Below are 15,934 nucleotides of genomic sequence, written 5' to 3' on the forward strand. Positions count from 1 at the left end.
TTATGCAGAAAAAATGGGCGGATCGGTTGTTTGGCGGATTGCTACTGATCGGTGTTGGAGTCCTATTTATGCTGGATGTGCTAAATGTAATTGATATCAGTATCGGTGATATATTTTCAACCTACTGGCCTCTGATCCTGATTCTGCTGGGAGTTCGTGAATTGTTAAAGGGTCGGAAAAATTTCGCAGGAGCTGCGGTCTTGATTCTAGTCGGAACTTATTTCTTAGGACAAGAACAGGGTTGGGGATTTAGTGTAGGGGGATTATTCAAAATTGCACTTCCCGTACTACTTATTATTGGTGGACTTAATGTGTTATTTAAGTCGAATGACTCTAGACCTTCATCACCCAAAGTGAAACGTAAGGAAGATATTGAGATTATACCTGATCCACCTGAGCCTGTAGATATGACGGCGGAGTCCACGCTAGATCAGCAATTTGAAGAGAAATTTGGAATTCCTTTTCAAGAAAGAGCGAAAGATAAAGAACATATAAATGTTCGTCCAAAGCGCGAATTCATTAACTTGGATAAAGAGGATTATCATCCATTCGCCGAGGATGATGACTACGACGAGGACGATGATGATTTCCATGACATGAAGAAACGTTTGAAAAAACAATATAAAGAAAATTACAAGTCACACTACAAACGTTTCAAGCATGAAGCTAGAGAACATAGACGGAATGGGCGTCCAACCGTCACGGTTGATTGGGATGACAGCGATTATGGACCAGGTCATGAACGTGAGGGTGGGAGTACAAATCGCTCTTCCTTCATTGGCGATATTCATGTGGGCCGTGAATACTTCCAGCTTAAGAATACGAACATATCCCAATTTATTGGTGATTCGGTACTTGATCTAACAAATGCTCAAATTCCATACGGAGAAACAAAAATTAACCTATCTGCCTTTATTGGAGACATTAAAGTATACGTGCCGCATGATGCTGATTTAGGAATACGCGTGAATTCAAGTTCTTTTATAGGTGATATGACCATTATTGGTGAAACACGTAGTGGATTTATGAGTAACGTGGATATTAAAACACCTTATTATAAAGAAGCAAGTAAAAAAATTAAAATTAATGTCAGTGCATTTATTGGCGATATTAAAGTGAACAGAGTAGGTTAGAGCGGATGAGTATATTTAAAAATACAAAATGGGCGCTATGGATCTACTTTGTAGTCATGGGACTGATGATGAGCATCATGCTTTACATCGGTAATGATACCGGATATCTAACTATTCATGGAACCTGGGTCTGGGTATATCTCAGCTTAGGTTTCCTACTGTTTTCTATTATTGTGGGATACATGGCTGGTCAGCGGATTCAACGGCAGATCGATGTGCTGGAACTAAATATGCTTCAGGTAGCCAAAGGGAACTTATCCGTGCGTATTATTGAATCTGATGATCCTACATTTACACGTGTATACCATGAATTCAACAACTTGATGGATGCCATGGAGAATAAGATGAAGCTCCTTCAGCGTCTTGGTGAACAGGAAGTCGTTGAACAGGAGAGAGCAGCCGAATCAGCTGTGTTGGAAGAACGTAGACGCATGGCAAGAGACTTACATGATACGGTTAGTCAGCAGCTTTTTGCTATACATATGTCGGCTTCTTCACTTCCTAAGGTGCTAGAGAAGAATGCGGATCAAGGTCGAATCGTTCTTGAACAATTAATTACGATGTCTCAAATGGCGCAGAAGCAAATGCGCGCACTCATCGCTCAGCTTCGTCCAGTGGAACTTGAAGATAAGAGTTTGGAAGAAGCGCTTGAAGTATGGTTCCCGGATTATTGCCGCCAGAACGGGCTGAAGGGTATGAAAGAAGTCGAGCTACAAGGTGAAATGTCGGAAGCGATTGAACATCAGCTGTTTCTCATTATTCAGGAAGCAGTCGCTAACATTGTAAAGCACGCAAGTGCACGCCTTGTAAGTATGTCGCTTCGCGAAGAAGCTAAACAGGTCGTACTTAGCATCAGTGATGATGGTCAAGGCTTCGATATTGTGCCTCATAAGCAAGGATCATATGGTCTTTCAACCATGAGGGAACGTGCCGAAAAACTTGGAGGACAGGTCGAAGTGTTAAGCAAACAGGGATCAGGAACGACGATTCGTGTACATATTCCCAAGTTTGATCAGGGAAAAGAAGAACAGAAGTAAATGCTAGAAAGGGAGAAGGCTACCTATGGAAGGAACCAATATTAAGGTACTCATAGTAGATGATCATGACATGGTGCGGATGGGGCTTAAAACATATTTGATGCTAGAGCCTAAATTTGAGGTTGTTGGTGAAGCTGAGCATGGCGGTAAAGTGATGGACTTGCTTCGTGATGCTGCTCCGGATTCTTTTCCTGATTTGATTCTGATGGATTTAATGATGCCAGTGATGAACGGAGCGGAGACCACACGCGCGGTACTTGCACAATATCCAACCATGAAAATTGTAATATTAACAAGTTTTCTGGAGGATGAACTGGTTGTTGATGCAATTGAAGCGGGAGCCTAAGCTATGTACTTAAAACGGTATCTGCTGAGGAGTTAATTTATGCGCTTCAGGGGGCATATCGTGGAATGCCTGTGATGACTGGCGACGTATCTCAGGCATTAACGCGTGGAATTAGGCAACGAACGGTTAAAGGCGATAATACAGGTCTTACAGAGCGGGAGAAAGAGGTTATTTTACTCATTGCAGAAGGAAAGAATAATAAGGATATTGCCGAGGAACTCCACATAAGTATTAAGACAGTCAAAACACATGTAAGTAATTTGCTGATGAAATGTGAGCTTGAAGATCGTACGCAATTGGCTATTTATGCCCATCGTAAGGGATGGGTTCTTAACTGAAGATACATTCTAGTATATTTTGCCTATGTTTTATCTCCTTTTTAATTGTTTTTAATCTGTCATTAAGGTTTATAGTACATGATATAAACAGTTAAACAATATCCCTTGGCAAATACGTGTTTTAAGGGACAGGAGGCATAAATTATGGATGAAAGAAATACTAGATCCGGTGAGCCGGACAATCAGTTCGAGAATGATACAGTTAAACGCCGTGAGTCTTCAGAATCAGGTTCATCATATTACTCCTACGGTCCCTTCAAATCTTTAGATTCACAAAACACAGAACAGCATGGTATTGACGGATATGAACCACAAACACCTGAGGTCGAAATAACACCGCCTCAACCTGTAAAAACCTTGCCAGCTGTTAGTCGTTTTCAATCCGGTGGTGACTCCGGTAATAACGGAAATGGTTCAGGAGGTTCTGGTAATGGGGGCAAGGGGAACTGGCAATATAACGACCGCCCTAAGAGCTCAGTGAAAACAATTTTAATTTCGTTCCTAGCCGGTATGGTCGTGATCACGGCTTTGATGATTACATCGGATCGCATGAACTTATTTACGCCAGATACAGCACTCAGTTCCAATAATCAACCAAGCACCACGGTATCGGCTCAGCCCGATACGAGCACTAGCAGTAAAACCGCTACAACATCCTTGCCACTCTCTAAACCTACCGATGTATCGGGTGTTGTGAAGGAAGCTGGACCAGCGGTTGTGAAAATTGAGACTCTTGTGAAATCTGGAAAGAACTCAAGCTCGCAGTCTAATCCGTACTCTAATGATCCATTCTCATATTTCTTCGGGAATCAGTCCGATGGAAATAGCAATGGGGGTTCATCAAATTCCGGATCGGATTCACAGTCTGATTCCTCCAAACTTGTTCCTTACGGAATTGGCTCGGGTTTCATCTATGATAAAGCGGGATACATTCTGACGAATGAGCATGTTATTGAGAATGCGGATGTCATTCAAGTAACGATTGAAAATGATAAGAAGATCTATGAAGCAAAATTGCTCGGTTCAAGTAAGGAACTCGATCTAGCAGTTCTGAAAATTGAGGGTACTGATTTTCCAACCGTTCCTCTTGGTAATTCAGCTAATGCCAAAGTTGGTGAACCTGTTGTAGCGATCGGTAACCCACAAGGCTTTGACCATACTGTAACCTCTGGGGTACTGAGTGCGAAAGAACGTAGCATCGATATTAGCGAAGAGTCCGGTAGCGGCACACGTAAATATCTACATTTGTTACAAACCGATGCTTCTATTAATCCAGGTAACTCTGGAGGACCTCTACTTAATTTGAATGGTGAAGTCATTGGTATGAACGTGGCAGTAAGTGCAGATTCCCAAGGGATCGGATTCGCCATTCCAACCAGTACCATTAATGAGGTAGTAGATAAACTGAAGAACAATCAAGAAATTCCGAAAGAACCATCTCCTTTCCTCGGTGCAAGTCTTATGACGCTGACGGATGAAGTTGGTAAGCAAATGGGTACGACGGTGAAAGAAGGATCTGTTGTTGCAGAAGTATTATTTAAATCACCTGCTTACGAGGCGGATCTTCGCCCATACGACATTATTACAGGTGCCAATGGAACAGCTTACAAGACGAACACGGATCTGATTGCTTTTGTACAGAAGCAAAAAGTTGGAGACAAGGTAACTTTAAATGTCGTTCGTAATAATAAAAAGCTTGATCTTGAAGTTACGATTGGCGATAAGAATAAATTTACAGAAGTATCAACAGGTACCAATGGTAATTCAGGTCAATAATTAGAATGGTTTGAATAACAGCGGAAGGGAACTCCCCTTCCGCTGTTATTCGTAAAGATGGATTAGTAAAATTAAACGAATACAATATATACTATAATTTAGAGAAACCAAAGCGATAAAGGAGCAACTATCCATGCGATCAACCATTCTAATTATTGATGATGACGAGAAAATTATTTCAATGCTACGACGCGGACTTGCTTTTGAAGGTTATGATGTTGTGACTGCAAGTAATGGTGCGGAAGGTTTAAAAGCAATTCTAAGCGGCGATCCCGATTTAGTCGTTCTTGATATTATGATGCCTCAGGTGGATGGCTTTGAAGTCTGCCGCCGCCTGCGTGAAGCAGGGAGCCGGATGCCTATTCTGATGCTTACAGCAAAGGATGAAATTGAGCATCGTGTAAAGGGTCTGGATATGGGAGCGGATGATTATTTAGTGAAACCGTTCGCACTTGAAGAATTGCTTGCGCGTGTCCGGGCATTGCTTCGTCGTAAGCCAGAACAAAATGGAATGGAAGATCAGCGTCTCATGTATGAGGACGTCGTGCTTGATGTTGATTCACGTGAGGTTCTGCGTAGTGGGAAGAGAGTTGAGCTAACAGCTAAGGAATTTGAACTCCTTCACTTGTTTATGCAGAATCCCAAGCGTGTTCTCTCCCGCGATTTAATTATGGACAAGATATGGGGCTATGATTATAGTGGAGAGTCAAACGTACTGGAAGTATATATTGCGATGCTTCGTCAGAAAACCGAAGAACATGGAGGCAAGCGTCTAATTCAGACCATCCGTGGAGCGGGATATATCCTTAGAGGGGACTTATAAATATGTCCATACGTTTACGATTAACTGCGTGGTATACGGCGATCTTAGCAATGACTATGATTTTATTCGGCTCGTTAATTTATGGAGTCATTCATTTCAATACGTATAACGAAGTTAAAAAACGACTTATTCTACAATCTAATAAAATTGAAAAGCCTTCGATTCAAATTAATTTACCTCAAGGAACATTAGATCTAAACATCGTGTTACCTAGTGATTTTTTAGCAGCACAAATGTTTGTCCAACTTCATAACTATACCAATGGCGAGACAAAGCTCACCAATAATCTAATTGAAATGAAGACAAAATTACCTATTCCAAATATTAAAGATGTAGATCAGGCCGTAGGCTTTAAACAGGTAATGATAAAAAATAATCCTTTTATGGTTTATCAAAAATCGTTAATTTTAGAAGGTCAAACGGTAGGCTTCTTACAAGTGGCAGCATTTACCGGTTCGGAAGCAAGTTTGTTAACAAGACTTCGAAATATACTGGTTCTGGGTTCGACAATGATGGTTATTATTGCATCGACATTAGGCTTGTTTCTTGCCCGGAAATCGATGAGGCCTATAGAGAATGTTATTGAAGCAGCAAGCCGGATTCAGAATGGATCGGATCTTAGTGTTCGTATTGAATACGATGGACCTCAGGATGAGATTGGACAGCTGATTGATACTGTTAATAGCATGCTTGGGCGTATGGAGGGCTTTTATAAAGAATTAGAGGACTCTTATGCGATGCAGCGTAGGTTCGTATCTGATGCTTCACATGAGCTGCGAACGCCACTCACGACTATTCGTGGTAATGTGGATCTATTGCAAAAGATGTGGTCTAAGGACGGAGACGAACGCCCGAATCTAGATGAAGAGACTCTGAATCAAATGTCACTGGAGGCTGTAAGTGATATTGCGGATGAATCGAAACGAATGACCAGACTTGTCGCCGATATGCTCTCACTTGCTCGTGCAGATACGGGAAGGACCTTCGAGAAAGAGCCTGTACCTTTAGAAATTCTTGTTGAAGAAGTGGCACGGCGTGCGAATCTATTACCACATGAAGCGGAGTGGGTCACGGGAGATTTTTCAATTCTAAATGGAATTTATGTAAGTGGTAACAAAGATTATATGCAGCAGATGCTATTTATATTTATTGAGAACGCTTTTAAATACACACCAGAGGGTAAAGTAACGTTCGATGCCTTCATTTATAAAAATCAGGTCGGTATTCGTGTCGCTGATACGGGGATTGGTATGAACAAGGATGAGGTTCCGCATATCTTTGATCGGTTCTATCGTGCAGATCAATCTAGAGGAATGACCGAAGGAATTGGCCTAGGATTGTCCATAGCTAAATGGATTATTGATGAATTACAGGGTTCTGTGGAAGTGGTTACAACGATGGATGAAGGTACAACCTTTATTATATGGCTTCCGATTGTCTTTCCCGTCCCTCTCGAATAGGGTATAATAGTGAGAGTTTGAAGCATCAAGAAAGCAGGTGTATACCCATGGAAGTCGTTAAAATTTCGCCGCGGGGCTATTGCTACGGTGTAGTTGACGCGATGGTGCTTGCGCGCCAAGCAGCTCAGAACCTAGATTTACCCCGGCCTATATATATTCTTGGCATGATTGTTCATAACAGCCATGTGACGAACTCTTTTGAAGATGAGGCATTATTACGCTTGATGGCCCTAATCGATTGGAAATTTTGAGTCAAGTCGAGAGTGGTACAGTTATCTTCACTGCTCATGGAGTGTCTCCTGAAGTGCGGAAGCTTGCTCGTGACAAAGGACTTACGACAGTGGATGCTACATGCCCTGACGTGACGAAGACACATGACTTAATTCGTGATAAGGTGGCTGAGGGATATGAGGTCATCTATATCGGTAAGAAAGGTCACCCAGAGCCTGAAGGGGCAATTGGCATTGCACCAGAGCATGTTCATTTGATCGAGAAGGAAGAAGAAATTAGTAAGCTGAATATCACTGCTTCACGTATCATCATTACGAATCAGACGACAATGAGTCAGTGGGATATAAGGGTAATCATTAAGGGACTACTTGAACTCTTTCCGTCCGCAGAGGTTCATAATGAGATTTGCCTTGCAACACAAATTAGACAAGAAGCTGTTGCTGAACAGGCTAATCAAGCTGAATTAGTAATTGTTGTCGGTGATCCCCGCAGTAACAATTCGAATCGTCTAGCTCAGGTATCAGAGGAAATTGCTAATGTTCCTGCACACCGGATATCGGATATAAGTGAACTAAACCGGGAATGGCTCGAAGGCATTACGAAGGTGGCTGTAACCTCGGGTGCTTCGACGCCTACACCACTTACGAAAGAAGTAATTACCTATCTCGAACAGTATGATCCTGCTAACCCAGATACATGGGAACTGAAGCGTACTGTGAATATGAGTAAGTTATTACCTCCAGTTAAAGCAAAGAACAAAGTCTAAATAAGGACACAAATGAAGCGGGCCTCTCTTAATGAGTGGCTTGCTTTTTATATTTGGATGAAGTAAACCTTGACGCGGATTAAAAAACCGTGTATATTTACTTTAGTTATTAAAAGCATAGAAGCACAAAAGCTTAAAAGCGAACACGCGTCTAAGCAATGTGGTACTGACTGTCATTATGTACTCATGCGCTTGAATTAAATTTATGATGAACGTATATATTTTGTTTTTATAAAGAAGGGAATGGTCTAAATGATCGTCATTACATCAAATTCAACACCAGAAGAGCAAATTCAGGATATCGTCCGGTTTATCGAAACACATGATTTGAAAGCCTCAGTTTCACGCGGGACAGATCGCACAGTCATCGGACTAGTAGGAGTAGTAGATCCTAAAATAGGGGAGCATTTGCGTCAAATGAAGGGTGTGGAGAACGTCGTTAAGATTACAAAATCATATAAACTTGCCAGTCGGGATTTCCATCCGGAAAATACAGTCATTGATATTAAAGGGATTAAAATTGGCGGAGATGAGTTAGTCGTTATGGGCGGACCTTGCGCCGTGGAATCACCAGAACAGATTGATGAGATAGCTGCACTTGTAAAGGCAGCAGGTGGTCAGGTACTGCGGGGTGGGGCATTCAAGCCGCGTACAGGACCATATAGCTTCCAAGGAGTAGGCGTTGAAGGTCTGATTATGATGGCGGAAGCAGGAAAGAAACATGGTCTGCTTACGATTACTGAAGTAATGACACCTGAATACGTAGATATATGCGCTGAGTATGCAGATATTTTACAAATCGGTACACGTAATATGCAAAACTTCGATTTGTTACGTAAATTAGGAACATGCGGAAGACCTGTACTTCTTAAACGCGGATTCAGTGCAACCTATGATGAACTGTTAAATGCTGCCGAATATATTCTTGCAGGTGGAAATCCTGATGTCATGCTGTGTGAGCGCGGTATCCGGACATTTGAAACCTATACACGTAACACACTCGATTTGACTGCAATTCCTGTCTTACAGCAGCTGAGCCATCTACCTGTAATTTCCGATCCAAGTCATGGTACAGGACGTCGTGAGCTCGTTGAGCCGATGTGCAAGGCATCAGTGGCTGCAGGAGCAAATGGATTAATCGTTGAAATGCATACCGATCCAGACAACTCGATGACTGGTGATGGAGTTCAATCTTTATTCCCTGATCAATTTGCTGGGTTACTCAAGGATTTGGAGAAATTGGCTCCGATTGTGGGTCGCACCTTTAATACAGCTAAAGAACCAGCCGAGTTCTTTCCCGGCCGTCCTTAAAGCCTAAAATTGTTCGGATTATGAAAAACCCTTAATTTCGGTCAAAAAACCGATTATTTAGGGTTTTTTTGGCATATATGACCTGATAACAATTAAAAAATGTAAGGATACCTAACATCAATTACAAAAATACCTGACATAGATATTGACGATGTCAGGTTTGGCGTTTTATAATGACGACATAAATCATTAGATGCTGAACGTTTGCGCGATGTATACGGCTTAATGTTCGGAAATTGGGAGGAAGAGAGCATGTCGGTTGAAAAAGTACTAAAAACAATTCAGGATAACAAGATTGAATGGGTGGATTTTCGTTTTGTAGATTTGGCTGGTCGTGCGCACCATATTTCTTTACCTGCTAGCGAAGTAGATGAAGAAACGTTTGTTAACGGGGTAGCATTTGATGGCTCTTCCATTGCTGGTTTCCGTGGAATCGAAGAATCCGACATGGTTATGATGCCTGATCCGACTTCGGTTTTTATCGATCCTTTCACAGCACACCCTACTATTAATATTATGTGTAATATTTATACACCGGACGGCGAACGTTATGAGCGTGATCCACGCAGCATCGCGGCAAAAGCTGAGGAATATTTACAAACAACTGGCCTCGGAACTGCAGCTTACTTTGCACCTGAATCCGAATTTTTCATTTTTGATGATGTACGTTATGAGAGTGGTATGAATAGTTCTTCTTTCTTCGTTGATTCTGAGGAAGCAGCTTGGAATACGAACCGTAAAGAAGAAGGCGGTAACCTTGGATTCAAAATTGGTGTGAAGGGTGGCTATGTTCCAGTAGCTCCAATTGACACACAACAGGATATCCGTAGCGAAATGTGCCGTTTGTTGGAAGAAGCAGGGCTGCGCATTGAACGTCACCATCATGAAGTGGCAACAGCAGGTCAAGCTGAAATCAATTTCCGTTTTGATACACTTAAGAAAACAGCAGACAATCTGCTGCTATACAAATATATTGTTCACAACACAGCACGTCAGTATGGGAAAGTAGCTACGTTCATGCCGAAACCAATTTTTGGTGATAACGGAAGTGGTATGCACGTTCACCAATCCATCTTCAATGGCGACATTCCTTTGTTCTATGAAAAAGGTGGCTATGCTAATCTTAGCGAGATGGCTCTTCATTACATCGGAGGTATCTTGTACCATGCTCCCGCACTCCTTGCGATGACGAATCCTTCTACAAACTCATTCAAACGTCTAGTACCTGGATATGAAGCACCTGTTAACCTTGTATTCTCTAAAGGAAATCGTTCTGCAGCTGTACGTATTCCAGTGGCTGCTGTAACGCCTAAAGGCTGCCGCATAGAATTCCGTACACCAGACTCAACAGCTAATCCATATCTAGCTTTCTCAGCGATGCTGATGGCAGGTATTGATGGTATCAAACGTAAAATTGATCCAGTAGAGCTTGGTTATGGACCAATGGACACGAACATTTACGAGCTAGCAGAAGATAAGAAATCACAAATCCGTAGCGTTCCTGGTACGCTAGATGAAGCACTAGATGCTTTGAAAGCTGATTACGAATTCCTGCTTGAAGGTGAGGTTTTCACCAAAGAATTTATCGAAAACTTTATTGAACTTAAGCGTGGAGAAGCTAAAGCAGTAGCTATTCGGGTTCATCCGCACGAGTATGGTTTGTACTTCGACTGCTAATCTGAAGTTGATGTGCTAAAGCTATAGTAGGCAATCCCGCAGGTCAGAAATGGACCTAGCGGGATGCCTTTTTGATTTTAGTTTGCATGAAAATAATACTTTGTGCTTTTTGGTACTTGATGCACCCTAGGTTTACTGCTATCATTGCCATAATATATTTAGATTCAGAGAGAGGATGGGGAGTTAATCATGACGAAAAGAGCTTATAACTTTAATGCAGGACCGGCAGCATTGCCACTAGAGGTTCTAGAACGTGCACAAGCTGAAATTGTAGATTTCCGTGGGACAGGCATGTCCATTATGGAGATGTCTCATCGCGGTAAAGTATACGAGGAAGTGCATAATGAAGCGCAAAGCAGACTGCTATCTCTTATGGGTAACCCGAAGGGTTATAAAGTTCTGTTCTTACAAGGCGGAGCAAGCACTCAGTTTTCTATGATCCCTATGAATTTTCTGACTGAAGGTAAGACCGGAAGCTATGTCATTACGGGTAGCTGGGGAGCTAAGTCCATCAAAGAAGCGAAGTTATTTGGTGAGACTCACGTTGCAGCATCAACTGAAAATGACAAATTCATGTCTGTACCTGATCTAAAGAGTATTGAAGTTCCAGAGAATGCAGCATATTTGCATCTTACTTCTAATGAGACGATTGAAGGAAATCAGTTCCAGCAATATCCATCAACGGGTAATGTTCCACTTATTGTGGATATGTCTAGTGATATACTTAGCCGGAACATTGATATCACACCATTTGGCATGATTTATGCAGGAGCGCAAAAGAATCTTGGTCCGTCAGGTGTCACCGTTATCATCGCTCGTGAAGAACTAATTGCAGAGTCACCTAAGAATATACCAACGATGCTTCGTTACGATACACATTATAGCAACAACTCACTCTACAATACACCGCCATCCTACTCTGTATATCTGGTTAACGAAATGTTGAAATGGATTGAGGAGCAAGGTGGGACAGCTGAACTTGAGAAGGTAAACCGCAAGAAAGCTGCGCTTATTTATGATACAATAGACAGAAGTGAAGGCTTCTTCCAGGGGCCAGTACATCCAGACAGCCGTTCAATCATGAATGTTACCTTCAAAATCGGCTCCGAGGAATTGGAGAAGCAATTTATTAAAGAAGCTGAGCAAGAGGGCTTCGTTGGTTTGAAGGGTCATCGCAGCGTTGGCGGATTCCGTGCCTCGATTTACAATGCCGTCCCGTATGAGAATTGCAAAGTTCTGGCTGAGTTCATGACTCATTTTAAGCAAAAACACGCTTAATGCCAGTTGATTATGCATTCGTTAACCGGATGCTTGGCCTTCGCCCTTTAAGGGTGGAGGCTTTTTATATGTTGAATAATATCCACCCTGGAAGTTTAAGCTGAAAAAGAATACGAAATGGAGTGTGTATACACATATGGCATTACATATTGTACTTGTCGAGCCAGAAATTCCGGCGAATACGGGGAATATTGCCCGAACCTGTGCAGCAACAGGAGCTCATTTGCATCTAGTGCGTCCACTGGGATTCCGTACAGATGATGCAACGATGAAGCGTGCGGGGCTTGATTACTGGTATGCGGTTAACATTGAATATCATGATTCATTTGCTGAGGTTCAAGAGAAGTATGCCGGAAGTCGCTTCTTTTACGCAACTACGAAGGCTGATAAAAGATATAGTGATTTCAAATTTCAGGATGAGGACTTTTTAGTGTTCGGAAAAGAAACAAAGGGTCTACCTCCAGAACTGATTGCAGCTAATCCGGAGACCTGTATTAAGATGCCAATGAGTGATAAAGTTCGCTCACTGAATCTGTCAAATTCAGCAGCTATCATGGTCTATGAAGCGTTACGTCAGTTGGATTTTCCAGGAATGGAATGATAATTTGTCACCTTTTAAAATAAAATGTTAAAAATAAAATCGATTAGCAGGATTCGACATCCTCACATCGAACTATTATTAAAGACCCATATTTTGAGGATTTGAAGGTATTTTGAAATATCTGTGGAGTACTTTCTAATCACTTACGCATTGGAATAGCTAATAGGAGAGGTGTACTTCTTTATGAAACCTGCTGGTGTTGTACGCAAGGTAGATCAGCTGGGGAGAATTGTCTTACCCAAATCTTTAAGAAAAAGGTATCAAATGAACGAGGGGGATCCTGTTGAAATTTTAGTTCAAGGGGATCATATTATTCTGGAACGTTACCGCCCGAAATGTGTTTTCTGTGGATCAATGGAAGAAGTTAGCGAATTTAAAGATCGTTATATCTGTGGACAATGTCAGTCAGATATGATTTCGCTTCAGAAGCACGCATAATAAGGTCATATGCGGCATTGCGATATAATCGTAATGTCGCATATTTAGTTTTGTAACCAAAAAAGAGGCTTCCTACTTGAGGAAGTCTCTTTGCCATTACAGCCCTTTGGTTTTATCTTCGTTGTAAGATGCGGTGAAGATGCCGGTAAGGAAGAGAACGAGAACCAGCGTAATAATCCAGAACGTTAATGAAAAAGACATCAAATCCACCTCCTGCTTACTTATCTCTATTATTATACCCAGAGATTGCAAAAAAATAAATGAATATCTGATCTTATTTATAAAATACGAAATGTGTAGGAACTGGTCTTAAGTTTCCGTCGGAAGGCTTGTTCACAACTCTTCCGTTGAGGATTAGAGAAGATGAGCCTCCTCCATCTAGATTGTAAGCATCAGAGACGCCTAACCCATACATTTTGTCCTGTAGCTCTTGTAGTGTCGCTCCTGAACTTCCGTTCTCATTATACCCATCTGCGACGATGATTAGCAGCTGATCATCCTTATAATTGCCAATGACAGTTCGTGGAGCTCTTAACGGTGACACTTTCCATTTTTCAGGAATGCCCATCTTTTGTCCACTCTTCAGAAGAACAGGAACAAACGTAGCGCCGAAACGGGGCTGTAGACTATCCAGTTCTTGCTTATTATAAAACTTACCGCCGATTAGCTTTCCCGTTTTATCGAGTCCTACGAATGATAAGTCTTTGAAGCTAGACTGAAAGCCGGTAAGATACTGTCCATTCAAGACGGTCGTGCTAAGTGGATACCGTTTATTCCCATCATCGGCAAATCCGCCTGCGTTAATGCCAGCTGTCGCTCCCAGTCTCTGCACCGCTTGCATAGTTGTTTCCGCTCCGCCGAGGTTATCTTTGCCAAGGCTCATTTGCATGGCGGAAGGGTCTTTAAGCTTGACTTTCATCGCATACCCTTTATAACTTCCCGGATTTACTTTGTATAATTCAATACGAATACGCTTCGTATTAATCTGTTCATAAGGAACGCCAAGACGGTTTGTAATTCTACGATTATAAATAAGTGCTGGTCGTTCTGCCTGTACTTGAGCTGTAGTTACAATGGATGACATGGTCGATGTCGTCTGTTTATAAAGTGTAGACGTCTTGCGAATCGATGAAATGGTTACTTTGGCGGTCTTGTCCGCTTGTTCCAACTGTTCTTTAATCAATGCAGTTTCGCTTTGAAGCGTCTTGCTTGGCACCAGCTGTTCTCCGTTTAACGGAAGTTTCGGAGGCTGGTGAAAGATGAGCATAAATAAGAAAAGTCCTATAAAAGGTGCAGTTGTTAGCAGGAAAAAACGATTCAATTGTTTGATTTCCATACTCATTTCAGCAAATCCATCTGTTTCTGCAGTGTATTGAGTTGCTTCTTGACCTCACTCAGCTGCGTATATAGCTTATTGCTATTATCTGTTTTATTTGTAGCATTATCCTTCGTGAAAGTAAGTAGTTCGTTAAAAGACTGTACTTTATTCTCGAGTTCCTGCACCTCTGCTGAAAGCGTGGTAAGCTTCGCTTCATAACTTTTCTTAAGAATGCTTATTTGTTGGCGGTTATCCGCCTGAAGTTGCTGGAGCATGTCCTGCTTCATATGATTGCTATACCAATAGGCAGCGCTTATGCCAAGACCAATCAGCACAATCCATACGAGCAGTACCCATTTTACGGAAGGCCCCTTCCTCGTATTGGTTGATGCTCGATAGGGTTTGGAAGTCTCCGTTGAAGATTGCATGTCATCACCTCGGTATTACACTTATTTTTTTCCAGTCACCATTCTAACATTCCCCTATCATTTTCGCAAAAATGAATCTAAAGTCACAGAAAATACTAAAAATAGATTGCATCGTATAGAAGCGTTAGGATACAATCTTTTTAGATTTGTTCAATAGATGTATGTGTATTAGAAATCCGTCGGCATTTATACAATAGAAGAAACGTCATTAAACAAGCATTTGACGCGTGAACCTATGCAGATGTGCATCTCTTATGCACGTATTCTAAACTAAAGCAGGAGGTTTCAATTGAAATGACGAAGGTTTGGCGGGTCGTGATTATGGATAGTCAGCCCACAAGTATGCTGGGAACAAAGTTGATTTTAGAGGAGTGTGATGATCTTAAAGTCATGGGTCTTGCTTCTTCCTGGGATGAAGCTATGGAACTGGTTAAACTACATACACCCGAATTGGTTCTGCTTGATTACAGCATGCCAGACGGTACGGCAGAAATTTTATTAGAGAAATTGAAGCAGGAAAGCTCAGCAAGCCATGTGATTATTCTAACAGAATATGATGGGCTTAAGCTGTTACACCCAATGATTCATCTAGGGGCTAGTGGAATATTGTCCAAGCAAGCCTCTGCTTCACAATTAATGATTATGATTGACGCTTTACGTGAAGGCTTGGCAACGCTTCCTCTAGATTGGCTTACGAATGGGATATGGCGGGTTGCTGTTCCTGCACCAACGGAGGGCTTTCTGGACTTGACAGAAACGGAAATATTCATAATGGAACGAATTGTTCAAGGAATTACATACGATAAAATCGCTTTGGAGATTACGGTTAGTCGGCGGTCTATCGATAACTATTTGCGCAAAATATACGTGAAGCTTGGTGTATCTACTCGGGCGCAGGCGATCGAGAAATTCGCACTTTATTCTCGTCAGAACAACCCATTGTATTTGAGTAATCTATCATAATTTCGTGAAG

General features: G+C 41.8%; 13 protein-coding genes and 2 pseudogenes. 13 read left to right on the top strand and 2 right to left on the bottom strand.

Features of this window, described 5'->3' with window-relative positions:
- Positions 1-2: 2 nt before the first annotated feature.
- The 12 genes and pseudogenes from liaF to JCM16418_RS00800 all read left to right on the top strand — a co-directional run bounded on the left by liaF (position 3) and on the right by JCM16418_RS00800 (position 13,215).
- Complete coding sequence (gene liaF, locus JCM16418_RS00745) at positions 3-1,133, top strand: cell wall-active antibiotics response protein LiaF (protein WP_036645224.1); 1,131 nt, start codon at positions 3-5, stop codon at positions 1,131-1,133.
- Between the two features lie 5 nt (positions 1,134-1,138).
- Positions 1,139-2,170: a sensor histidine kinase gene (locus JCM16418_RS00750; protein ID WP_036645226.1), complete on the top strand. Its 1,032-nt coding sequence runs from the start codon at positions 1,139-1,141 to the stop codon at positions 2,168-2,170.
- Between the two features lie 25 nt (positions 2,171-2,195).
- Positions 2,196-2,854 (top strand): annotated as a pseudogene (locus tag JCM16418_RS00755) (response regulator).
- Positions 2,855-2,998: 144 nt separating this feature from the next.
- The gene (locus JCM16418_RS00760) at positions 2,999-4,630 is read left to right on the top strand and encodes a S1C family serine protease (protein WP_036645228.1); all 1,632 of its coding nucleotides are present in this window, start codon (positions 2,999-3,001) and stop codon (positions 4,628-4,630) included.
- A 133-nt stretch (positions 4,631-4,763) separates the two neighbouring features.
- Entirely contained in the window at positions 4,764-5,453 is a 690-nt protein-coding gene (locus JCM16418_RS00765; RefSeq protein WP_036645229.1) for a response regulator transcription factor, read from the top strand.
- Between the two features lie 2 nt (positions 5,454-5,455).
- Positions 5,456-6,913, top strand: coding sequence for a sensor histidine kinase (locus JCM16418_RS00770; protein ID WP_036645230.1), 1,458 nt, complete (start codon positions 5,456-5,458; stop codon positions 6,911-6,913).
- A 47-nt stretch (positions 6,914-6,960) separates the two neighbouring features.
- Positions 6,961-7,910, top strand: a pseudogene (locus tag JCM16418_RS00775) (4-hydroxy-3-methylbut-2-enyl diphosphate reductase).
- 252 nt (positions 7,911-8,162) lie between these two features.
- Positions 8,163-9,221 (top strand): 3-deoxy-7-phosphoheptulonate synthase, encoded by a 1,059-nt coding sequence (gene aroF, locus JCM16418_RS00780; RefSeq protein ID WP_036645231.1) that lies wholly within the window; start codon positions 8,163-8,165, stop codon positions 9,219-9,221.
- Between the two features lie 252 nt (positions 9,222-9,473).
- Positions 9,474-10,898 carry a type I glutamate--ammonia ligase gene (gene glnA, locus JCM16418_RS00785; protein WP_036645232.1) on the top strand — a complete coding sequence of 475 codons (1,425 nt, stop codon included), beginning with the start codon at positions 9,474-9,476 and terminating at the stop codon, positions 10,896-10,898.
- Between the two features lie 189 nt (positions 10,899-11,087).
- Positions 11,088-12,176: a 3-phosphoserine/phosphohydroxythreonine transaminase gene (serC, locus tag JCM16418_RS00790; RefSeq protein WP_036645233.1), complete on the top strand. Its 1,089-nt coding sequence runs from the start codon at positions 11,088-11,090 to the stop codon at positions 12,174-12,176.
- Between the two features lie 136 nt (positions 12,177-12,312).
- Positions 12,313-12,777 carry a tRNA (uridine(34)/cytosine(34)/5-carboxymethylaminomethyluridine(34)-2'-O)-methyltransferase TrmL gene (gene trmL / locus JCM16418_RS00795; protein ID WP_036645234.1) on the top strand — a complete coding sequence of 155 codons (465 nt, stop codon included), beginning with the start codon at positions 12,313-12,315 and terminating at the stop codon, positions 12,775-12,777.
- 183 nt (positions 12,778-12,960) lie between these two features.
- The gene (locus JCM16418_RS00800) at positions 12,961-13,215 is read left to right on the top strand and encodes an AbrB/MazE/SpoVT family DNA-binding domain-containing protein (RefSeq protein WP_036645235.1); all 255 of its coding nucleotides are present in this window, start codon (positions 12,961-12,963) and stop codon (positions 13,213-13,215) included.
- A gap of 274 nt (positions 13,216-13,489) precedes the next feature.
- Here JCM16418_RS00800 and JCM16418_RS00805 read toward each other — a convergent pair whose 3' ends face one another.
- Entirely contained in the window at positions 13,490-14,557 is a 1,068-nt protein-coding gene (locus JCM16418_RS00805; protein WP_036645236.1) for a phosphodiester glycosidase family protein, read from the bottom strand.
- On the bottom strand, positions 14,554-14,961 hold the full coding sequence (locus JCM16418_RS00810; protein ID WP_036645238.1) for a uroporphyrinogen-III C-methyltransferase: 408 nt from the start codon (positions 14,959-14,961) through the stop codon (positions 14,554-14,556). Before JCM16418_RS00810 ends, JCM16418_RS00805 begins: the two co-directional genes overlap by 4 nt.
- Positions 14,962-15,255: 294 nt before the next feature.
- On the opposite strand from JCM16418_RS00810, the gene JCM16418_RS00815 reads away from it, so the two are divergent.
- Positions 15,256-15,924: a response regulator transcription factor gene (locus JCM16418_RS00815; RefSeq protein ID WP_036645239.1), complete on the top strand. Its 669-nt coding sequence runs from the start codon at positions 15,256-15,258 to the stop codon at positions 15,922-15,924.
- Positions 15,925-15,934: the final 10 nt, after the last annotated feature.

Origin of the sequence: Paenibacillus pini JCM 16418 (assembly GCF_000576305.1) — a bacterium.
Classification (GTDB): domain Bacteria; phylum Bacillota; class Bacilli; order Paenibacillales; family Paenibacillaceae; genus Paenibacillus_AQ; species Paenibacillus_AQ pini.